The following is a 22454-nucleotide window of genomic DNA, read 5'->3' on the forward strand; positions in this document are numbered from 1 at the left end:
TCCAGCCTTACAATTTTCCAGCTATCATGCAGCCATAACGCATTTTATATGAGATAAAATAAAACATAAAGCTTAAAAAATAACTCGCATCCCCTTTGCGTTAATCCAACAGGTATTATAAAAAAAGACTGAAATCATATGGATCAGTCTTTATATATTTTTAGATTAAATAATATTCACTTCCCTTTCAAGTTCAATTCCGAATTTTTCTTTCACAGAGTTGATGATTTCAGTAGAAAAATCAAAAATTTCTTTTCCGGTAGCATTTCCGGTAGCATTGATGATCACCAGAGACTGCAGTTTGTGTGAAGCTACATTTCCAATCTGTTTTCCTTTCCATCCGCATTGTTCAATCAGCCATCCGGCAGGAACTTTTACCATATCACCATTTGGATAACCCTGGATATTTTCAAACCTTTGTTTTAAATCTTCAAATTGAACTAAAGGGATAGTAGGATTTTTGAAAAAGCTTCCGGCATTTCCAATTTCTTTAGGATCCGGCAGTTTGCTTTGTCTTATATTGATAACCGCTTTCGAGATATCCTGAATAGTTGGATTTTCAATGCCAAGATTTTCCAGTTCAGATTTGATAGCGCCATATTCTGTTTTGATATGGTGATCTTTTTGGGTCAGCTTAAAAGTAACTTCCAGGATTATGTATCTTCCTTTACCTTCCTGTTTGAAGATAGAATCTCTGTAACCGAACCTGCATTGTTCAAGATTGAAAGTTGTAAGTTCGAGGCTTTCCAGATCCAATACCTGGCAGCTGACAAAAATATCTTTGATTTCCGTTCCGTAAGCCCCGATATTCTGCATAGGAGAAGTTCCTACATTTCCGGGAATTAAAGAAAGGTTTTCCAATCCTCCAAAGTTCTTTTTCAGGCAGTACATCACAAATTCATGCCAGTTTTCACCTGCTTTTGCTGTTACCAATACCTCATTTTCACTGATGCTCTCTTCAGAAATTCCTTTTAAATTAAGTCTGACAGCAAGACCATCAAAATCTTTTGTCAGAAGGATATTGCTCCCGCCTCCTAAAAACAGAAGCTGAAGAGATCTTGTCTTTGAGAAAACGAGTGCTTCTTTTAATTCATCAATAGTATTGATTTCAGTAAAATAGCGGGCTTTGGCTTCAACACCGAATGTGTTATAAGGCTTTAGTGAAAAATTTTCCTGCATGTTTTTATTTGTATTCTTTGGGAAGAATTTTGTCTAGTTGTTCTTTAAGTTGTTGTAACTGCTTGTAATGTAAAGTGTCCACATAAGCATTCACATAGATGTGTGATTTTTTCGGAGTCCGGATCTGGAAAGTCTCATCTGTTCCATCTACCGATTGCTGGCTGGGAGAACTTTTTATATGGTCGAGGTCTACAATCCTGATCGATGATACAAGCTGTTTCCATGTGTTGGAACTGACGGCAGATACCCATTTTTTATGGGTTTGATTGGCTGTCATTCCTCTTTCTGCAGAAACGGAATCTTTTGTGACTTTAATAATTCTGTAATTTCCAAGATGTCCTCCGATATCGGATACACTGATAAAAGTAATCTCGTGTGGATTTTTGTAAGAAATAGTCTGTTCCGTTTTTTTGGAATCACAGGAAAAAAATGCCGACAGCAAAAGAATCGAAAACAGTATTTTCAGATAGAGTTTTTTTGTTGTCGGCATAGGATATATTTTACAAGCTGAATTCTTCTCTGTACTTCTTTAAAGCCTCTTTAAGAATTTCAGCACTTCTTTTTAAATCTTCTTCTTTCAGAACGTAGGCAATTCTTACCTGTTTCTTTCCTAATTCCGGATCACTGTAGAACCCTCCTGCAGGAGCTACCATGATAGTTTCGTTGTTAAGAGAATATTTTTCAAGCAGCCACTGTGCAAATTTTTCAGTATCATCTACGGGAAGTTCAGCAACACAATAGAAAGCACCTCTTGGTTTAGGGCAGATAACACCAGGAATGGCATTTAAAAGATCTACCAATACATTTCTTCTGTGAGTATATTCTTCTCTTACCGCTCTGATGTAGGCACCATCATTCTGGTGTGCTGCTGTTGCGGCAATCTGTCCTAAAAGAACAGGGCTCAATCTCGCCTGTGCAAAAAGCATGGCAGCATTACGGATTTTGCTGGAACGGGTAACCATACATCCGATTCTTACTCCACACATAGAATAACGTTTGGATTCAGAATCAATGATGATACAGTTTTCAGCTAATTCAGGGAAATCAAACATAGAAATCTGCTGTTTTCCGTCGTATACATATTCTCTGTATACTTCATCAGAAATGATTACGATATCATATTTCAAAGCAATGTCTGCAAGCTTCTGAAGCTCCTCACGGGTATACAGATATCCGGTAGGGTTTCCTGGGTTACAGATGATGATTGCTCTTGTTTTGTCTGTGATTTTTTTCTCAAATTCTTCAATAGGAGGCAAAGCAAAACCTGTATCAATAGTAGAAGATACAGCTACTACATTCACGTCAAATGTACTGGTGAAGCCATTGTAGTTAGCATAGTAAGGCTCAGGAATAATCACTTCATCGCCTTCGTCACATAAAGTAGAAATAGCAAAGTTCAGAGCTTCAGAACCTCCATTGGTAACAATGAAATTATCAGGGGTAAGATCTGAAAAACCTAATGAATGATAATATTCTGTAAGGGCTTTTCTGTATTCTATATTTCCTTCAGAAAGCGCATATTCCAATACTTTTAAATCGATGTTTTTTAAAGCATTTAAAGCTGTTTCCGGAGTTTCAATATCAGGCTGTCCGATATTAAGATGGTATACTTTTATTCCTTTCTGTTTTGCTTGTAATGCAAAGGGAACCAGTTTTCTTACCGGCGATGGCGGCATATGCAGCGCTCTGTTTGAAATATTCGGCATTGTTCAAAAAATTTGTATGACAAAAATAGGATTTAATTTCTCAATAATAAAATTAAGGATCAATTAGAAGTGGTTCAATATTTTTTAAACTCTAATAATTTTCATAGTTTGGAATGTTGATATTTGGTTTGTTTTTATTTTATGTTGGTTTTTGTTTAAAAAAAATCTTTTTGTATTGTTATTTTTACTAAATTTCGCCTCAAATGTGATTAAAATGGCAATAAATTTATTTTCTAGAGTGGTACCCGCTATCGCTCTCTTTTCAGCCAGTGTAATGATGGCTCAGAATTATCAAACTATGCCGGTCTCTTCAGGCTTTACAGCTGATGTGATTGCCAACGGGATAGGTTCTTCAACAATTAGTACAAATAATGACGTAGATGGAGTTTCTTACGCTTTTGTAGCTAAAGATTTTCAGCTTACATCCTCAAGTGCTGCTATTACGTATGGGATTCCTGTTGATGGAATTATTAATTCTGTAGTAGCAACAACTCCCGGATTGAGTTTTCAGTTAGCAAGTTTGAATGCGAATAATTCTTTAAGACTGGCTGCAGCCAGTGATAACGGAACTTTGGCATTTACAACACCAAAAGCAGCAACCAAGCTGTATATGCTTGCTGTAAGCGGAAGTGGTACTTCTACGGTAAGTGTAATGGTGAATTTTACAGATGGCAGTTCACAGACGTTTGCAAGTATCAGTCTTTCAGACTGGTATAATGGATCTAATTTTGCTATCCAGGGGATAGGAAGAATTAAAAAGCCGGGAGCTACTCCTGGAGCTGGTGATGATGTTCCTTCTCCTGAAGGCGGAACTAATCCAAGATTATATCAGGCTGAATTGGCAATAGATGCAGCCAATCAGGCAAAACTGGTACAAAGTGTAACAGTAACCAAAGTAAGTGGCTCAGGGATACCGAATATTTTTGCTTTTTCAGCAGACGCTTATTCGGATTGTATGCCTCCTGTATTGCAGGCGGTTTCAGGAATCACAGCAAACTCAGCTTTAGTTTCATGGACAGGGAATGCTGCCAGTTATGATGTATACCACAGTACTTCAAACACAACACCGGCGGGCTCAGTAACACCTACTTATCCGGGAGTAACAGGTACCAGCACAACTATAGGAGGTCTTAATTCAAATACAACCTATTATTATTGGGTAAGATCCAACTGTAACACGGCGACAGGCCAAAGTGTATGGTCTTTTGCAGGTACATTTAAAACAGCCTGTTCTACTTTCACTGTTCCGTATACAGAAAACTTTGATAGTACAAGTACAGGTTCCAGCTCAAACACGAATGCACCAAGTTGTTGGGCATATTTAGAAAGTGCATCATTTACAGGATATGGTTATGTAACCACAACGAATAATTATTCAGCACCTAATGCTTATTATTTATATAACTCTACTGCTACTACAGGCAGCCAGATGTTAGTTTCACCTCCAACTGTAAACCTTTCAGATGGTACTAAACGAGTGAGATTCTATGCAAAATCCGGATCAAATGGGTATACATTATTAGTAGGTACTTTATCAAACCCTGCAGATCCTGCTTCTTTTACACCCATTGGTTCTCCTATTGCTTTGACGACTACGCACACTCAATATACTGTTAATATTCCTGCGGGATCTGATTTACAGTTAGCATTTAAGCATGGTTTAGGAGGTACAGGCCGTGGACTTTATATTGATAATATTACTGTTCAGAATATCCCTTCTTGTCTGGAGCCTACAGCAGTTACGTCGTCAAACGTATCAGCGAACACAGCAACGATCGGCTGGACGGAACCATCTCCAGTTCCTGCAGGCGGATACGAAGTTTATTACAGCACAAACAATACTGCACCTGATGCTTCTACTGTTTTAAACGCTACAAACTCTGTAACTTCTACAACAGCTTCTGCACCGTTAAACGGACTGCAGCCATCTACAACATATTATACATGGGTAAGATCTAGCTGTAGTGCATCTGATAAGAGTATCTGGAGTACTTCTACATCATTTACAACTCTTTGTGTTCCAATAACTACACTGCCTTGGAGTGAAAATTTTGATGCAATGGCAACTATAGGTTCTGCAATCATTCCGAACTGTTGGAAACAAACTCCGGGAGGAAGTTCATCTAACTATAACTTTACATCAGCAAATGCTTCCCAGCAAGCTTATAATGATCCTAAATCTGCTCCAAATTATGTGACGATTTATTATCCATATAGCAATGCAGCTTATTTATGGACACCTACATTTACTCTAACTGCAGGAAGCTCGTATGATTTTACATTCTATTGGGTAGGAGACGGCTATTCTGGTTGGCAGAATGAAGTATTGGTAAACAATGGGCAAACAGCGACTGGAGCAACTAGCTTATCAACATTTATTACAGCAGATCAAACATCAGAAGGAGGAGGTAACAGTACTACTTATACTAAAGTTACCGTTACCTATACCCCAACGGCTACTGGTGATTATTCATTTGGAATTAAAGCTTTGAATACAACTACAGCTCCATATTATATGGGATTTGATGATTTCTCTCTTACACAGTCCAATTTAGCTACTGCTGAAACAGCTGTTAAGAAAAAAGAAGTGAATGTTTATCCTAATCCTTTCAAAGATATTCTGCATGTTGCTGATATCAAGAATGTTAAATCTGTAACGGTTACAGATGTAGCGGGAAGAGTAGTGAAAACTATTGACAACCCAACTACAGAACTTCAGTTAGGGGAGTTGAATGCCGGTTTATACTTAGTGACGATGAACTTTAAAGACGGTTCAAAATCAACAGTAAAAGCCATTAAAAAATAAAATTTTTTGAGTTAATAATTTCTGTAGGCAGTTGCATTCGTGTGGCTGCCTTTTTTATGATTTGTTTAAATGATAATCAGAACTATCAGGAAATAAACCTCAATTTGGATAATTTTATAAAATAATCGTATTTTAGAAAAAATTAAAAAATGCAGATTCAGTCAGTTTCTATAGAAGATTATATCTCAAAAATTCCTGAAGAAAGACAGGATGCCTTTAAAAAACTTTTTGATACGGTGAATGACAATTTGCCGCAAGGTTTTGAAGAAGCAACGAATTATGGAATGATAGGTTGGGTGGTTCCATTGGCAACATTTCCTGCCGGATATCACTGTGCACCCGGTACACCGCTGCCATTTATCAATCTTGCTTCCCAGAAGAATTTTATAGCGCTATACCATATGGGACTTTATTCAAAACCAGAACTTCTCGACTGGTTTGTTGGAGAATATCCAAAACATTCCAAAAAGAAACTGGATATGGGTAAATCCTGTATCCGTTTCAAAAAAGTGGATGATATTCCCTTCGAACTGATTGCTGAACTGAGCCAGAAAATGACTCCTGATGACTGGATCGGAATTTATGTATCTCAGTATAAGAAATAAAAAAATGCTCTGAAACCTATCTGGTTTCAGAGCATTTTTTTATGCTGGACGCGGGAAGAAGTGAAGCTGGAAGTAATATTTGTGTTTTTAGAATTACTGGCGGTATTTGACAGGTATTTTTGAATATAAAAAGGTCAATAAAACTGTCATCTATTTATCCATCGACTTCCAGAAACTTCCCTCTTCCAACTAAAAATGAATATCCCAGATTCCGGCTTTCCTTTCAAGCTCAATTAAAGCAGCAGCATTATCTGCAAGAGCCTGATAGTAATCCTTTCTTACATTGTTATACGTTCTCTGGGCATTCAGAACTTCCAGAATGGAACTTTCTCCTCTTTTGTAGCTGTATGTAATCCCTTCCAAAATGCTTTGTGCTTCTGAAAGCATTCCGTTATGAAATTGTCTGAGCTGTTTTTGCGTCGCTGTATATTGCTGATAAGCCTGCATTACTTCTGCCTTTATGCCCTGTTCGATCTGTTTGTATTCAACTTCTGCCTGTGAATGTACCATTTCTGCAATTTTCAATCCTGCATTTCTTCTGTTGGAAAACTTCAGAGGAATGCTAATACCCATTTTTACAGCATTTACGGTTGGGGAAGGGGCAATTTCATTGGTGGCTTCCGTATGCCGTTCTGCTCCGGCGCTGATGCCTAAATCTATAATACGATTTGCTTTTTCGAGATTGATCTGACTTTTGGCAACTTCTGTATTTTGTTTGGCGGCCAGTAAATCTGCTCTTTCATTCAATGCCTGAAGAATCAGATCATCCATACTGAAATCCCTGTTGAAGGCATTAAAATCCCCGGCAATCTCTCTTCCTGTTATTTTGCCGTCTCCTAGAAATACTGATAAACTGGTGAGAGCCTGTTCTTCTGAACTTTCAGCCTGATATACTTCATTGAGCAATGAAGTCGCTTCCAATTTACTTTGTTTGGACGTGACTAATGATATAGTTCCCAATTTGTAGCGGATGCTGTCAGATTTTGCCAATTGCTGCATATTTTTATAAGAATCCTGCTGTACCTGAAGCAAAGCTTTGGCCTTTAGAGCATCAATATATCCTAAACTGGCGTCTGCACGGAGATTCCTGAAAAAATCCTGCAATTGTATTTTGCTCAGCTCAGATTGGTTTCTGGCCAGATTTACCCTTGCTTTTCTTTTACCGCCCAGTTCAAGCGTCCAGCCGATGGAAGCACCGTAAACATATCCCATATCTTTACGCACTCCGTTATTGGTAGTTTCTATTTCCAGTTGAGGGTCAGGGAACATATTGGCAGTCTGGACGGAAGCTTCAGCCATACTTACATTGTATTTCTGAGAAGCATACCCAAGATTTTTATTTCCGACAAGACTTAGGTATTCTTCAAATTGTAAAAGCTCTTTTTCCTGTGCCTTTATTCTTGTGATACTCAATAATACTACAGATAATATGATAATATGAATTTTAATTTTCATCTGATTTCAAATTTTGTTTTTCGTTGCGGTGCTCAGCCATAAAATAAATAGCCGGCAGCACGAATAGTGTTAAAATAGTAGAGAACATCAGTCCGTAGACAATTACTGTTGCCAGTGGACGCTGTACATCCGAACCGATTCCTGTGGCCAATGATGCGGGGAATAATCCTATTACGGCAACCGTTGCGGTCATCAGTACCGGTCTGAAACGGTCTTTTGCCCCTTTGATAGCCGCCTGTTTCAACTCATATCCTTTTTTACGCAGATCATTGATATGAGAAATCATAATGACTCCGTTCTGGATAGCAACTCCGAAGAGTGCAATAAATCCTACTGCAGAAGACACATTCAGAGACATTCCTCTTATATTGAGTGCCAGCATTCCGCCAAATAAAGCCAGTGGAACAATAGACATCAGAACCAAAGCCTGTCTGAAATCTCCGAATGCACCATACAATAGCAGAAACATAATTGCCAAGGCCGGCGGAACAATAAATGCCAGTCTGGAATAGGCCCTGTTTTGATTTTCAAACTGCCCTCCCCATTTGATCTGGTATTTCTCATGATCATATTGGATGTCTTTTTCTATTTTTTCCTGTGCTTTTTTCAGGAAAGAAGAAAGATCTGTACCTCTTAAATTCAGTTTTACGGTAAGATGGCGTTTGTTCATTTCTCTGGTAATAGTGCTTTCGCCAGTACTCAGTTTCACTTCTGCCACCTGAGATAAAGGAATTTTTGCGCCGGAAGCTGAGGTCAGCATCAGGTTTCCTATTTTGTCCGGAGTATTACGGCTGTCTTCCGTATAACGGCAGGAAATATCATATACTTTATTACCAATAAAGATCTGGGAGATCGCTTTTCCTCCTAATGCCACTTCAATAAGGTCGGCAACATCTGCTACATTCAAACCATATTGGGCAATCTTGCCTCTGTTGGCAATAATCTGCAATTGTGGTAATGGCGGTTCCTGATCAATGGCAAGGTCTGCCGAACCCGGAATTGTGTTTAAAGTAGATAAGATATTTTCGGCAATTCGTCTTGTTTCCTTAAAATCCTCACCATAAACCTTTACCACCAGTTCACTGTGAGCACCGGAGATTTTGTCCATTACTCCATCAATCATAGGTTGTGAAAAACCTACGGTGTAGCCCGGCATATTTTTATAATCTGCAGCGAGTTCTTTGATGAGGTCTGCTTTTGTTTTTCCTGCAGGCCATTCGCTGTAAGGCTTTATTCCAATGGAGACCTCAAAGTGGGAAGCTGTCCATGGATCTGTACCGTCATCATTCCGTCCTGCCTGGATCATCATATAAGTAATTTCAGGATGTTTCAAGGTACGGGCACGCAGCGTATCACTCATTTCTTTTGATTTAGCTAAAGAAATTCCGGGTGGCAGCTGTACCTGAAGCCATATTGAACCTTCATCCAGTTCGGGAAGAAAATCTTTTCCTACATGATAGGAGAGAATTCCGGCAGAAACTAAGACAATCATAATAGGAATAATAACTCTTTTGGGAGCTTTCATTATTTTTTCAATGCTATTTCCATAGGCTGTACTAAGTTTTTCAAGCCATTTGTTGTGATAGATTTTTTGTGGTTTGCGATAGATCACATAAGCCAATCCCGGGATCAAAAGTAATGCTACAGCGAGTGCTCCCAATAGAGCGTATCCAACAGTAAAAGCCATGGGTGTAAATAATTTTTTCTCTACTCTTTCAAAAGCAAACAATGGCAGATAAGCGGTAATAATGATAATGGTTGAAAAGAAAATAGGTTTTGCCACTTCAATTACTCTTTGGGTAATCGTTTTTTCTTCCAATGCTTCTTCCGAATTTTCTTCTCTTTTCTTCAGAATGGTTTCCAGCATGACGATGGCTCCGTCTACAATGATTCCGAAATCAATGGCTCCCAGTGAAAGAAGGTTAGCCGGAATATTCGTAAAATGCATCAATATAAAAGCAAATAATAAAGAAAGCGGAATGGTAATAGCCACCAGTAATGCTCCCCGCCAGCTTCCAAGAAATACAATCAGTACAATAATAACCAATACAATTCCTTCGGTAAGGGTATGAGAAACTGTAGTTAGCGTGGTTTTTACAAGGTCTGTTCTGTCCAGAAAAGGATGGATTTTTACTCCGGGAGGAAGCGTTTCGTTATTCAGTTCTTCGATAGCTTCATGAACTCCTTCCAGTACTTGTGAAGGATTTTGTCCTCTGAGTAAAAGTACAATTCCTTCCACGCTTTCAGAATAGTTACGTTTTCTGTCTGTGTAGCCCAGAATTCCTTTCCTTTCCAGGTTCCCGTATTTTAATGTCCCGACATCATTCAAAAAAACAGGAACACCATTTTGGGTTTTGACTACAATTTTTCCAAGATCATTTAAGTCTTTTACCAAACCTATTCCGCGGATGACATACGCGAGGTTTCCGCGGGGAAGCATACTTCCTCCGGCACTCACATTGTTTTTGGAAATCGTTTCGGTAACTTCTGACAGAGATAATCCGTATTGTTCAAGCTTATGCGGATCCAGTTCGATCTGAAACTGTGTCGTAATTCCTCCGAAATTGGTAACATCAGCAATTCCCGAAACCTGTTTGATTCGTGGAATAATCACAAACTTTTGTAAATCTGTAAGTTCCCGCAGACTGTGGTTGTTACTTTCAATAATATAACGATAGACTTCGCCGATAGGAGAGGTAAGAGGATCTAATCCTGGTTGTGCACCGTAAGGAAGTTCCACATCTGTGAGTCTTTCCTGAATTCGCTGTCTTGCCCAGTAATCGTCTATCCCATCATCGAAAACCATTGTAATAATGGAAAGTCCAAAGGTACTTTTGCTTCGCATCACATGCATTCCCGGAAGTCCGTTCAGGGATCTCTCCAAAGGAATGGTAATTTGCTGTTCTACTTCTTCAGCAGCCAGTCCCGGAACCTGTGTTACCACCTGCGAGGTTACATCAGCAATATCAGGATAAGCTTCTATGGATAATCTGGTCCAGGAATAATAGCCGAAGAATCCCAGTAATAAGAAAAGGGCAAGCATAAGCCATCTCTTCTGTATAGAGATTGTTAGTAATTTCTTCATAGTTCTTGATTTGTGTACAAAGTAAAAAGCAGGATGTACAAAGTATTGTCGTTAAATAATACCAGGTATTTCAATCTCTTTACCATGTACATTGTACATTATTTTGCATCCAGCATATAAATTCCGCCTTCGGTCATGATGGTTTCTCCGGGTTGTAAGCCTGAAATGATTCTTACTTTTTCCTGATTGGTTTCTCCTGTTGTCACAGAACGTTTTGTATATTGACTCTTGCCTGTTTTTACCCATACATATTGGGAGTTGTCCTGCTGCATCAAAGCGGTTACGGGAATCATCACCGTTTTTTCAGGAGTTGTTGAAAAATTAACGGTAGCATACATCCCCGGTTTTAGTTTTCTGTCCGGATTATCACATTCAATAAGGACTTTAATACTTCGGGTATCTTCGTCTACAATTTCATTGATGTGATATACTTTTCCGGTAATATTTCTGTCCGGATACGCACTTACTTTTACAGAAACCTGATCTCCGGGATGAACAAAGCGGATGTCTTTTTCTTTTACGTCACCGGAAATCCATACTTTGGATAATTCTGCGATAATCATTACCGGATCAGCATCTCCTTTCAGGTATTGGCCGTTTACAATTTTGTTGGAAATGATCTCTCCACTGATGGGAGCTCTTACAATAAGAGGACTTCCTATACCTCCACCTTTACTGTTATAGACTTTCAAGGCAGAAGAAGCATTAGAGAGGGATGTTTTTTTATTTTTAAAATCGGTTTCCGCTTCATCCAGTTCTTTTTGAATACCAACCCCATGTTTTACGAGATCCTGCTGGCGTCTGTAGTTTTTGTCGGCAAGCTGTACATCATTCAGGGCATCTGTATAATCCTTTTGAACCGAAAAATAATCTGAAGAAAGGATTTCAAAAAGAGGACTTCCGGCAGAAATATTTTGTCCAAGCTGAATAAATGATTTTGTAATTCTTCCGGAAAAAGGGCTTGCAATTTCCGCATAATGATTAGGAATAGCCTGAATAGTTCCTGCTGAAATTACTCTATCACTGTGTTCCTGCTTGGTTACAATCCGGGTTTTAATTTTCTTGAAAATGGGATTGTTTTCCGGAACGGTGACCTGGTCGCCTTTCATCACTATTTCCGGTTCTTTGTTTTGCTGAGGTGTATTGTCTTTACAGGAGACTGCAAAGAGAATAATACTACTTAAGATTATCTTTTTCATGATCTTAATACAATTGAGTGCTATTGCTGATTTTTATTTTTTCGTTGTTGTTTTTCTTGATACTGAACCGTTTTTTGCTCCTTGCTTCTTTCTGAGAAGATAAAGAGGGTCTCAGGAATATATTGGTAGAGACAATGAAAAGAACTGTGATGAGGGCTTCTAAAGGATATCCCAAAGCACATAGTGCACCTATGGCTGCAGAACACCATAATGTGGCTGCCGTATTCAATCCTCTTACGGTAAGACCGTCTTTCATTATAACGCCGCCGCCGAGGAAACCGATTCCGCTGACAATATAAGAGGTGATTCTGCCGGCTGCATCACCACCTATTCTGATGGCAATCAACACAAACGCTGCAGAACCGATGCAAACCAAAGTATTGGTTCTGAGACCTGCATTTTTTTGACGCCACTGTCTTTCAAAACCTATACCGGCTCCCAGACAGAAGGCAGTCAGTAAACGAAGGGTAAATTCAAATGTATTCATAACTTTTCCTGTTTTTATAAAGCTTTTCAGCTGTACGGGAAAAGTGAGTACAACTAAAGCTTTTAAGATTGATAATGACTGTAAGGATCTGAGTCCATATGCTTTATTTTTTACTGTGCAAAAGTAGAAATGCCTGCCTTTTTTTACCGTTAGAAAAGCTTTAGAATGTTATTAGAAAATCATTAGAGAAAATACTTTTCTGCTTTTTTAAGATGATAATACCGGAAATAATTATTTTTTAGACCCTATTAATAAGTGTAAACTGTACCCATTGTAAAAGATAAAATTTCAATACATTTGGGGACAGGCAGTTTTACATAATGAATTTCACGATTTATCCTAGTAAAATAAAAGTTTGTTTAATCCCGGAGACTTCTTTCCAAACTCTTTTGAATTATATATTTTAGAAATGAAAAAATTAAACATAGCGATACCCGCTACATTGTTAGCGATCATATGTGTACAGGGAGGAGCTTCTATTGCCAAGCAGCTTTTTCCTGCCATTGGAGCTATTGGTACAGTTACTTTAAGAATTGTACTTTCAGCTGTTTTGCTTACGGTGATTAATCGTCCGAAATTTTTAGAGTTTAACAGACAGAAATGGAAATATTGTGCGATATACGGAATAGGTCTGGCAGCAATGAATCTTATTTTTTATATGGCAATTCAAAGAATTCCATTAGGGTTGGCGGTTACCGTAGAGTTTGCAGGACCTTTATTTCTTGCATTGGTATTGTCCCGTAAACTATTGGATGTCGCATGGGCATTATTGGCATGTGTGGGAATTCTGCTGATTGTTCCTTGGCAGAATGATCATGTGGATTTGGTAGGACTTGGGCTTGCCTTTCTTGCAGGAATGTTCTGGGCTCTTTATATCATAATGGGTGGAAAGGTTTCAAAAATAATGGATGGAAAAGATGCCGTAACTACCGGGATGATATTTGCAAGTATGGTGATTATTCCCTTTACAATATGGGATGGTGCTGTTTTTAATCTTACTCCCACTATTTTTGTAAAAGGGCTGGGAGTAGCTATTCTTTCAAGTGCTTTGCCATTTTCGCTGGAAATGATGGCTTTGAAAAGACTTCCTGCAAAAACATTCAGTATTCTGATGAGCCTTGAACCTGCATTTGCTGCGCTTTCAGGATTGGTTTTTCTTTCTGAAAAGTTATCTTTCTTACAGTGGATTTCTATTGCCTGTGTGATTACGGCGAGTATTGGAACTACTATTTTCAATAAGAAATCTCTTTCTCATGAGTAAAGAAGGAGAAATTAAATGATATCAAATATCACAGTAAAAACAGTCTCATTATGATCTGATACCACTGTAATTTTTGCATGGTGGAGGAGAATAATTTTCTCGGTAAGGAAAAGCCCTATTCCGTGTCCTTTCTCCTGTCTGGATGTTTCGCTTCTGTAAAAAGGTTTGAAAATATGTTCCAAATCTTCTTTAGGAATGATGTTTCCTGTATTGGCAAAACTAATTAAAAGAATCTTGGAATTGGTTCTGACATCTATTGAACAAATGTGTTCTGGCGAATATTTACAGGCATTATCAATAAGATTATTAAAGGCCACCTGTAGAAGATATTCATTTCCCTGGATGATAAGTTCGTGCTCTTCTACCGCATCGTCTATGTTTAATGAAACTTTATATCCGGAATTCTCTTTTACGATTTTAGTATAAGATTCCAGAAGAATTTCATCAAGGCGAAGTTCGGAAAAGCTGATCTCGTTAGGATCATAACTTGCTTTGGCGAGGTCCATTAAACTATTGGAAAGTTTCACCATATTTCGTGCATCTTCCAGTGCATATTGGATGGTTTCCTGATATTCTGCTTTGGTTTTATCTTTTTCAGAAGCCAGTTCCAGTTCAGTAATAATGGCAGATAGAGGCGTTCTCAATTCATGTGAAATATTGGATACAAAATGCTTTTGTGAATCAAAAGAGTTTTCCAGCCTTTCCAGCATTCCGTTAAAATTTTGAGCAAGTTCATTAAGTTCATCTTTTTCCTTTGTTGTTTTCAGACGCAACTGTAATTTCCCGGCTGTAATTTTTTTAATCTGGGCGACCATCTCACTGAGTGGACTCAATGCCTTCTTGGAAAGAAATATTCCTGAAAGATAAATCAATATTAAAATACTGAAGAACGAAATAATGCTGATGGTAAGAAGATGAGTGAGATATTCATATCCATATTGATCATAGGCTGCGGCGGTTACCGCATAAGTTTTTCCCTCATAATGATAGACCATCCCGATCACCTGCAAATCATTTAAAAAGAAATTGATTCTCTTTTCCTGGAATATCTGCGAAAGCATTTCCGGGGTTTCCTTTACATAATCTACCTTGGCATCGTCATGATAAACCAGTTGTTTATTGGCATCATAAATGGCTACCTGAACTTCATTAAGTGTTCTGGTATTGTTTTTATAAAGCTTATGCATTTCCTGCTCCGGCAGTGAACTTCGGAAAAACAAATCTGCTTTGGCAATCGCTTCGTTCTGAAGTTCGCTGTAAAAAGACTTTTCTCTGGCTTCTTTGGATGAATAATAAATCGAAACGCTGTAAGCACTTAAAAGCATTGCAGTAATTAAGGTAAAAAGCAGTGTAAGTCTGGTTCTTATTTTCATCCGGATATTTTTTAGTTCATCTTAATGATTACTGTACAATGCCTGATTCGTAGTCTTTCTTCAGAATAAATCCCATACCGGCTTTGGTGTGGATAAGTTTGGTCTCAAAATCTTTATCAATCTTTTTTCGGAGATAGTTAATGTATACATCAATAAAATTGGTTCCCGTATCAAAGTGGGTTTCCCATACTTTCTCTGCAATTTCACTTCGGGAAAGGACTCTTTCTGAATTTTCCAGCATAAATTTTAAAAGATTAAATTCTTTCGGAGTCAGTTTTATTGGAGTATGATCCCTGCTCACCGTTTTCTGCTCCAGATTCATTTCAATTCCCTCATATTGAAGAACAGAAACTTTTTGCAGCCTCTGTTGTGAAAAACGTTTCAGAAGTACTTTGATCCTTGCTGTCAGTTCCCGCATTTCAAAAGGTTTGGTCAGATAATCATCAGCTCCGGCATCAAATCCTTCCAGTTTGTCATCAGTGGTTCCCAGTGCAGTCAGCATAATGACAGGAAGATTAGGTTTTAATGCTTTGATTTCATTACAAAATTCAAGGCCGTTTTTTTTAGGAAGGACAATATCTGTGACGATCAGATCAAAATTGGTCTGCAAAGCCAGTTTCAGACCTGTGATTCCGTCATAAGCCACGGTTACCTCAAATTTAGCTTCCTGAAATCCTTTTGCAATCAGTTTGGAAAGCCTGTCATCGTCTTCAACTAATAAAATATGTGGCATAAGAATCTTGGAAATGTTTGGGTTGGTGTGAAGAATAGATCAATATTCCCACAAATGTAATGAATTCTATTTTGTAATTTTGATGCCGAAAGTAGAATAGAATGTCTGAATTTAAAATATTTTTTAGCAAAAGAATCAAAGAAATTATTGCTGTAGGAATTTTATCCTTTTTAATGATTTTACTGGTTCAGTGTAGTCACGTTTATCAAAGTAATGTAGAACTCAAAAATGGAGATCTTCTTTTTGTTACTGCCAAAGAATCCGGGCTTTCCGGAGCGATCAATAATGTCACTCAAAAACAAAAAACAGCTTCATTTGATCATATAGGAATTCTGGAAAAAGAATGTCACCATATGTTTGTACTGCATGCTGCTCCCAAAGGTGGTTCTCAAAAGCAGGATTTAAAAGACTTTATCAAAGACCAGAAAGAAGAAGGACAGGAAATCATTGTATATCGTCTGAAGCCGGAATATCAGAAAACAATTTCCGGAGCTATTGAAAAAGCCAATTCTATGCTTGGAAAACCTTACAATTTCAATTATATTCTGGATGAAAATTCATATTACTGTTCAGATTTTGTGGAAAGGGCTTTTCGGGATGATCATATTTTCAAACTGGAGCCAATGACATTTATTGATCCCAAAACAGGTAAAACAAATACGTTTTGGGAAGAATTTTATACCAAAAAAAATATCAAAGTCCCTGAAGGTGAGCCTGGTTGCAACCCCAACGGACTTGCCGGTTCTGAGAAACTGGAAAGAATAAATAAACTTTAAAAGAGAAAGAAGCTGCTAAAGCTTTTTTTTTTTTATGTTAAAATTTAAAAAATATTAGTCTACTAATTTGGTAGACTAATATTTTTTTATATTTTTGTCACAGATTTAAATGCAGAGTGCAATATGATCTGAGAAGTTTAACCAAAAAAATGTTTAGCGATGATTACACCTAATCCAGGCCTGCAGGTTTTACAAAATAAAATAAACCTGCCTAAAAAAGAATTGTTATTGGAAATAGAGTTGAATGGCAAAATGAAATTTGAACATTTAATGAATACCATCTACAATCAATTGGGCATCTGTCATAGAGTGTTATCCGCTAACGTAGAATATGTGAACGGATATAGTTTTGGTTCAGTACAGTTATATATTAATGTAAGTTCAGAAGATTTTCAGCAGCTTGAGATCTATCTGAATAAAAATAAACTTATGAATACGACGGTGGAGTATATCTGCAGAAAGTATTTTTAAGTGAGATTCATATAGTTTTAATTACCTAAAGTGTCCGGTCTTTTACCGGGCACTTTTTACTTTTTTATTAAAAGCAGATTATAAACAGATATAAAAAAATAATAATTAATCGGCACAGAATTGGGGTTGCCTCAAAAGTGTCATTCTGAACGAAATGAAATGTAGTGAAGAATCTCATGTATTTAACTGATAATAAGATTCTTCCTTCGTCAGAATGACAAAAGTCAAACAAAAAAACGTTCAGAGTAATCTGAACGCTTTCATATTATAAATAAAATAATTTTAAATTCTTTCGATATCGGCACCAATTGCTCTTAGCCTTCCATCGATATTCTCATATCCTCTGTCGATTTGCTCGATATTGTGGATAATAGATTTTCCTTCTGCTGAAAGTGCAGCAATAAGAAGAGCGTTTCCGGCTCTGATATCCGGGGAAACCATCGTTGTACCTCTTAGCGGAGCCTCCTGGTTCAATCCGATTACCGTAGCTCTGTGCGGATCACATAAAATGATCTGAGCGCCCATGTCAATTAATTTATCCACAAAGAATAATCTGGATTCAAACATTTTCTGATGAACCAGAATACTTCCTTTTGCCTGAGTAGCTACCACTAAAATAATAGATAATAAATCCGGCGTAAATCCTGGCCATGGAGCATCCGAAATAGTAAGGATAGACCCGTCAATAAATTTTTGAATTTTATAATGTTCCTGAGCAGGAATGTAGATGTCATCACCACTTTGCTCAAGCTCGATTCCTAATTTTCTGAATGTATTCGGGATTACACCAAGTTGGTTCCAGTTTACATTTTTGATGGTGATTTCAGATTTTGTCATTGCCGCAAGACCAATCCACGATCCGATTTCTACCATATCCGGAAGCATGGTATGCTCCGTTCCTCTCAGATAATCTACTCCTTCAATGGTAAGAAGGTTGGATCCGATTCCTGAAATATTGGCTCCCATTCTGTTCAGCATTTTACATAATTGCTGAAGATAAGGTTCGCAGGCTGCGTTGTAGATTCTTGTTTTTCCTTTTGCCAAAGCTGCTGCCATTACAATGTTGGCAGTTCCGGTTACAGAAGCTTCTTCCAATAAAATGAATTTTCCTCTCAGTTCTTTGGCTTTTAAAGAATAGAAATATTCCTCTTCATCATAATTGAATTCAGCACCCAGTTCTACAAGCCCCTGGAAGTGGGTATCCAGTCTTCTTCTTCCGATTTTGTCACCTCCCGGAGTTGGCATATAAGCTTCTCCATAACGGGCAAGCATCGGGCCCATCAGCATAATAGATCCACGTAATTTTGCTCCGTCTTTTTTGAACTCGTTAGATTTTATGTAATCAAAATTTACCTGATCAGCTTTGAAAGTATAATCTCCCTGTCCGTTTTTAGTAATTTTTACCCCAAAATCTCCAAGAATTTCAATCAGTCTGTTAACATCATGAATATCAGGAATATTTTTGATTCTTACCTCTTCGTCCGTAAGGAGTACCGCACATAAAATTTGTAGAGCCTCATTCTTGGCTCCTTGTGGAGTTATTTCGCCCTGCAGTTTTTTTCCTCCTCTTATTTGAAATGTTCCACTCATTATTTTCTGTTTTTATGATTGTTATTGTGCCTCCTCTTGTTAGGCTGGTTGCTGTTGTTGTTTTTATTACTATTGCTATTCCTGTTGTTATTGTTATTATTCCTGTTGTTGTTATTACTGGTGTAATAGATTTTACTTTTTTCAAGAGAATCTATTCCGGTAAGGTCAAGCCTGTTTTCAGACAGTTCTTTCAAGTGGCGGAAAATAACATCATCCGTCACATGTTCTTTATTATAGACATTATAAGATTTCTTCATATTGTTGGCAATTACCTCGATAAGGGCTTCTTTTTCATCGCCCGTTTCCAGTTCAATTGCTTTTTCTATCAATTGAAGAATACTTTTTCCGTAAAACTTAAAGTCACCTTGAAGTTTTGGATATTCCATTCTTTTAGGTTTTTCTGCCAATTGTTCCGGAGTAGGGAACGGATATGGAGATTCTACATCCAGATCATGATTAGCAAGAATAAAAAGATGGTCCCAAAGTTTATGTTTATAATTTTCCTCGTCGCGAAGTTGTGGGTTTCTCTGACCCATAAAATCGATGATTGCCATAGCCATTTCATTCCTTTCCTCTTTGGTAGGAAGTTCTTTGCAGCGCTCAACCAACTGTTGTATAATTCTGCCGTATTCCGGCATATGAAGCTGAGTTTTTTGGGTATTGTATTCCATAGTATGCAAATATATGGATTAAAAGAAAAATTGTTTCGAGAATCTGAAAAATTTATGATTTTTTAATGAAAATTTTAAATGACTTTATTCCTGATTTATTGTTGAAAATTAAAATATTTCCCGTCCATTTGAATTTGTTTTCAATAAAATTGTATCTTGTTTAATAGATTGATAATTAATTATTACGATGAAAAAAACATATTTTTTCCTTTCCCTATTGGCTTTAGCACTGGTTAGCTCTTGTCAGAACAGAGATGAATTGATTACGGAGACTTCCAGACAGGAAGAGGTTCATAACAAAACAGTGAACGTAACTCAGCATGACGGCCGGCCGTTCAGTACCGGAAATAATTCCGGGTCTATACAAGGTAAGTTTATATCAGGGCCAGGTGGAGGAGTTTTGATGCAGGGCTTTTACTGGGATGTTCCTGAAGGAGGCAACTGGTGGAATATCGTTAAAGATAAATTAACAGCATGGTCCAATGCCGGAATTGGTGCCGTATGGCTGCCTCCAGCCTCAAAAGCACAGAACGGAGCTTACTCTATGGGATATGATCCTACAGATTATTATGATTTTGGAAATTTTAATCAGAATGGAAGTGTCGAAACCCGTTTCGGATCAAGAACAGAACTTGAAGCATTGATTACACAAGCGCATGCAGAAAATATGCAGGTGTATGCAGATATTGTAATCAATCATAATAGTGGCGGACAATCTGAAGCGAATTCATTCACAGGAACGAATACCTGGACTGATTTCTCAGGCGTTGCTTCCGGGAAATTTCAGAGAAATTATAATGATTTTTATAAAAATTCCTACGGAAATAATGATGAAGGCGCTTTTGGAGGATTTCCGGATCTGTGTCACGCTAATCCTCATGTTCAGGACTGGCTTTGGGGAAGAGATGATTCTGTTGCAAAATATTATAAAAATGTGATGAAATTTGATGGATGGAGGTTTGATTACGTTAAAGGTTTCGGACCTTGGGTAGTCAATACCTGGAATTCTAAAGTAGGTGGATTTTCTGTTGGAGAACTATGGGATTCCAACGTTAATACATTGGAATGGTGGGCAAATAATGCCAACAGTTCTGTATTTGATTTTGCTGCCTATTATAAAATGGATGAAGCTTTTGATAATGGTAATTTGAACGTTTTGAATGATGATATGATGTGGAAAAGAAATCCTTACAAAGCAGTCACTTTTGTGGCCAATCACGACACGGATATAATTAACAATAAAATGCCTGCATATGCCTATATTTTAACTCATGAAGGATATCCTACCATTTTTTACAGAGATTATGAAGAATGGCTGAACAAAGAAAGGTTGAACAACCTGATCTGGATTCATAACAATAAAGCAACAGGAACAACTTCTATTCTTTATACTGATAATGATGAATATATTGCAAGACGTAACGGCTACAATGGAAATCCCGGACTGGTTGTTTATATCAATACATCATCAAGCTGGCAGGAAAGATGGGTGGAAACCAATTGGAGCAGTCAGCAGATCAAAGATTTCACCGGACATTCGGGTTGGTATCCGACAACACAAGGAGATAAATGGGTGAAAATCCAATGCCCGCCGAATTCTTATTCTGTATGGTCGCTTAATTTATAAGTAATGAGTAATGAGTAATGAGTAATGAGTGTGGCGAACATTAGTTTCTATAACTAATTCAAGCTTGTTTATTATCCACTAAGCTTGTCATTCCGTAGGAATCTATACAACTGATCATTTTGATGTCGCGTTGTGAGAAACTCTTACGGAATGATATTTTTGAATATAATAAAAACTATTAAGAAATAAAGTGTAATTAAGATGAATCATTCTGATTTTTAAGCTTAAAGCGAAGCTTATCTTAATACTCTCAACACCTTAAACAATCTTAATGTTTCAATAAATAAAGTTTAAAGAAGTTCTTTATATAAGCTAAAAGAAATTTTCTGTAAGATAAAGCTACACCTGAATAAACTTTTTCTTCTGATGCTGGTCCGGTAAATAACACTTCTGATTGGCCAGCTTCATCCTGTTTCTGGAAATGATATCATATACTTTATCACTTAAAAAAGCAGGCATAATTTTTCCAATAAAAGAAAGTTTATAAACACCTCCCAATAAGTTAGCGATTTCCAGTACTGCCCTTGATTTAATCTGATAATACCGCCCAGGTTTCCATAGATACATGGTATTGAATACATTAGTTTCCAGGCCTCTTTCGGATAAAAATTGTTGTCCGAAATCAGATTGAAGAGAAGCAAACATGAACTGGTCTTTCTTGTCACGCTCCAAAATCCACTGCACCCAGAAATTACAGACACCGCAATCTCCGTCAAAAAATACAATATGTTTATTCTCCCAGTTTTCCACGACTTTATTTATTAAACATGATTCTTCTTTCTGTATCTTCTTTTACTTTTTTGAAATATTGAGTAAGCTCTGCACGCTGTTCATCCGAGAGTTTGGCATTCTGATGTCCTAAATAATAAGATTCAAGCGGCATTTCTTTTTTTTCAACCATTTCTATACATTCCTCCAGCTTATGAAGCTGTCTTTTAGGTTCATATACTGCAAAGGTAGAAAAATTAAGATGTTTCCTGCCTTCATTAATATGATTTTTTACCCACCATGAAGCCGGAGAGATATTGGTATACCATGGATATGCTGTTTCATTGGAATGACAGTCGTAGCATGAAGTTCTTATAGTGCGGGCAATTTTTTCCGGAGTGTTTTTAATTTTCAGAAAATCCATGCCGGGTGTAGGAGGCGGATTTGTTTTGTCGATGGGAAAAAACTGAATGATAATAAAAGCAATAAGAAGGATAACAATTATTTTTTTCATAGCAGACGTTTCATGTTTGGTAAAGATAAAGGTAGTTAATTTATTTTTAGTGAGATAAAGTTGGAAGCTGGGAGAGAGACTGGAGGTGCTTTCAATAGTTCTTTGAATAGTGCGTTTTTCCAGATTTTTTTAGGAATTGTTAATTTATTTTTCATGATGCTATTAAACTTCCAGCTTCCTTCTTCCTTTTCCTACAAATTCTTACGTT

Annotated in this window: 18 protein-coding genes and 1 pseudogene; 6 read left to right on the plus strand and 13 right to left on the minus strand. The window is 37.4% G+C overall.

The window, feature by feature from the left end:
- Window positions 1–165: 165 nt before the first annotated feature.
- The 3 genes from murB to OL225_RS01400 are packed head-to-tail and all read right to left on the minus strand — an operon-like array spanning window position 166 to window position 2885.
- Window positions 166–1179 carry a UDP-N-acetylmuramate dehydrogenase gene (gene murB, locus OL225_RS01390; RefSeq protein WP_264517029.1) on the minus strand — a complete coding sequence of 338 codons (1014 nt, stop codon included), beginning with the start codon at window positions 1177–1179 and terminating at the stop codon, window positions 166–168.
- A gap of 4 nt (window positions 1180–1183) precedes the next feature.
- Complete coding sequence (locus tag OL225_RS01395) at window positions 1184–1669, minus strand: hypothetical protein (protein WP_047378952.1); 486 nt, start codon at window positions 1667–1669, stop codon at window positions 1184–1186.
- Between the two features lie 10 nt (window positions 1670–1679).
- Window positions 1680–2885, minus strand: coding sequence for a pyridoxal phosphate-dependent aminotransferase (locus tag OL225_RS01400; protein WP_047378951.1), 1206 nt, complete (start codon window positions 2883–2885; stop codon window positions 1680–1682).
- A gap of 214 nt (window positions 2886–3099) precedes the next feature.
- Between OL225_RS01400 and OL225_RS01405 the strand changes: the two genes are divergently transcribed.
- Together OL225_RS01405 and OL225_RS01410 are read left to right on the plus strand one after the other, a co-directional pair.
- Entirely contained in the window at window positions 3100–5691 is a 2592-nt protein-coding gene (locus tag OL225_RS01405; protein ID WP_264517030.1) for a fibronectin type III domain-containing protein, read from the plus strand.
- Window positions 5692–5840: 149 nt separating this feature from the next.
- Window positions 5841–6296 (plus strand): DUF1801 domain-containing protein, encoded by a 456-nt coding sequence (locus tag OL225_RS01410; protein ID WP_047378948.1) that lies wholly within the window; start codon window positions 5841–5843, stop codon window positions 6294–6296.
- Window positions 6297–6485: 189 nt separating this feature from the next.
- Here OL225_RS01410 and OL225_RS01415 read toward each other — a convergent pair whose 3' ends face one another.
- The 4 genes and pseudogenes from OL225_RS01415 to OL225_RS01430 form a co-directional block, all read right to left on the minus strand.
- Complete coding sequence (locus OL225_RS01415; RefSeq protein WP_264517031.1) at window positions 6486–7751, minus strand: TolC family protein; 1266 nt, start codon at window positions 7749–7751, stop codon at window positions 6486–6488.
- Window positions 7741–10836, minus strand: coding sequence for an efflux RND transporter permease subunit (locus OL225_RS01420; protein ID WP_264517032.1), 3096 nt, complete (start codon window positions 10834–10836; stop codon window positions 7741–7743). Before OL225_RS01420 ends, OL225_RS01415 begins: the two co-directional genes overlap by 11 nt.
- A gap of 98 nt (window positions 10837–10934) precedes the next feature.
- Window positions 10935–12035 carry an efflux RND transporter periplasmic adaptor subunit gene (locus OL225_RS01425; RefSeq protein ID WP_264517033.1) on the minus strand — a complete coding sequence of 367 codons (1101 nt, stop codon included), beginning with the start codon at window positions 12033–12035 and terminating at the stop codon, window positions 10935–10937.
- A gap of 106 nt (window positions 12036–12141) precedes the next feature.
- Window positions 12142–12522 (minus strand): annotated as a pseudogene (locus tag OL225_RS01430) (MgtC/SapB family protein); the annotation flags it as partial.
- 409 nt (window positions 12523–12931) lie between these two features.
- Here OL225_RS01430 and OL225_RS01435 point away from each other — a divergent pair.
- On the plus strand, window positions 12932–13783 hold the full coding sequence (locus OL225_RS01435) for an EamA family transporter (RefSeq protein ID WP_264517035.1): 852 nt from the start codon (window positions 12932–12934) through the stop codon (window positions 13781–13783).
- A gap of 11 nt (window positions 13784–13794) precedes the next feature.
- Here OL225_RS01435 and OL225_RS01440 read toward each other — a convergent pair whose 3' ends face one another.
- The gene (locus OL225_RS01440; RefSeq protein ID WP_264517036.1) at window positions 13795–15156 is read right to left on the minus strand and encodes an ATP-binding protein; all 1362 of its coding nucleotides are present in this window, start codon (window positions 15154–15156) and stop codon (window positions 13795–13797) included.
- Window positions 15157–15184: 28 nt separating this feature from the next.
- The gene (locus OL225_RS01445; RefSeq protein WP_264517037.1) at window positions 15185–15889 is read right to left on the minus strand and encodes a response regulator transcription factor; all 705 of its coding nucleotides are present in this window, start codon (window positions 15887–15889) and stop codon (window positions 15185–15187) included.
- A 101-nt stretch (window positions 15890–15990) separates the two neighbouring features.
- On the opposite strand from OL225_RS01445, the gene OL225_RS01450 reads away from it, so the two are divergent.
- Window positions 15991–16665, plus strand: coding sequence for a YiiX/YebB-like N1pC/P60 family cysteine hydrolase (locus OL225_RS01450; RefSeq protein WP_264517038.1), 675 nt, complete (start codon window positions 15991–15993; stop codon window positions 16663–16665).
- Between the two features lie 159 nt (window positions 16666–16824).
- Window positions 16825–17136, plus strand: a complete 312-nt coding sequence (locus OL225_RS01455) for an NIL domain-containing protein (RefSeq protein WP_047378941.1) — start codon at window positions 16825–16827, stop codon at window positions 17134–17136.
- 282 nt (window positions 17137–17418) lie between these two features.
- On the opposite strand, the gene murA is transcribed toward OL225_RS01455, so the two are convergent.
- Window positions 17419–18726, minus strand: coding sequence for a UDP-N-acetylglucosamine 1-carboxyvinyltransferase (gene murA / locus OL225_RS01460; RefSeq protein WP_047378939.1), 1308 nt, complete (start codon window positions 18724–18726; stop codon window positions 17419–17421).
- Window positions 18726–19397: a DUF4290 domain-containing protein gene (locus OL225_RS01465; protein WP_047378938.1), complete on the minus strand. Its 672-nt coding sequence runs from the start codon at window positions 19395–19397 to the stop codon at window positions 18726–18728. The genes murA and OL225_RS01465 overlap by 1 nt, the downstream gene beginning before the upstream one ends.
- A gap of 187 nt (window positions 19398–19584) precedes the next feature.
- On the opposite strand from OL225_RS01465, the gene OL225_RS01470 reads away from it, so the two are divergent.
- A complete protein-coding gene (locus OL225_RS01470) occupies window positions 19585–21024 on the plus strand; it encodes an alpha-amylase (protein WP_264517039.1) in 1440 nt (479 codons plus the stop codon).
- 339 nt (window positions 21025–21363) lie between these two features.
- Here the strand turns inward: OL225_RS01470 and OL225_RS01475 are convergent, their stop codons facing one another.
- Together OL225_RS01475 and OL225_RS01480 are read right to left on the minus strand one after the other, a co-directional pair.
- A complete protein-coding gene (locus OL225_RS01475; RefSeq protein WP_047378933.1) occupies window positions 21364–21774 on the minus strand; it encodes a thiol-disulfide oxidoreductase DCC family protein in 411 nt (136 codons plus the stop codon).
- Window positions 21775–21778: 4 nt separating this feature from the next.
- The gene (locus tag OL225_RS01480) at window positions 21779–22246 is read right to left on the minus strand and encodes a heme-binding domain-containing protein (RefSeq protein WP_264517040.1); all 468 of its coding nucleotides are present in this window, start codon (window positions 22244–22246) and stop codon (window positions 21779–21781) included.
- Window positions 22247–22454: the final 208 nt, after the last annotated feature.

It is taken from the genome of Chryseobacterium viscerum, assembly GCF_025949665.1.
GTDB lineage: Bacteria > Bacteroidota > Bacteroidia > Flavobacteriales > Weeksellaceae > Chryseobacterium > Chryseobacterium viscerum_A.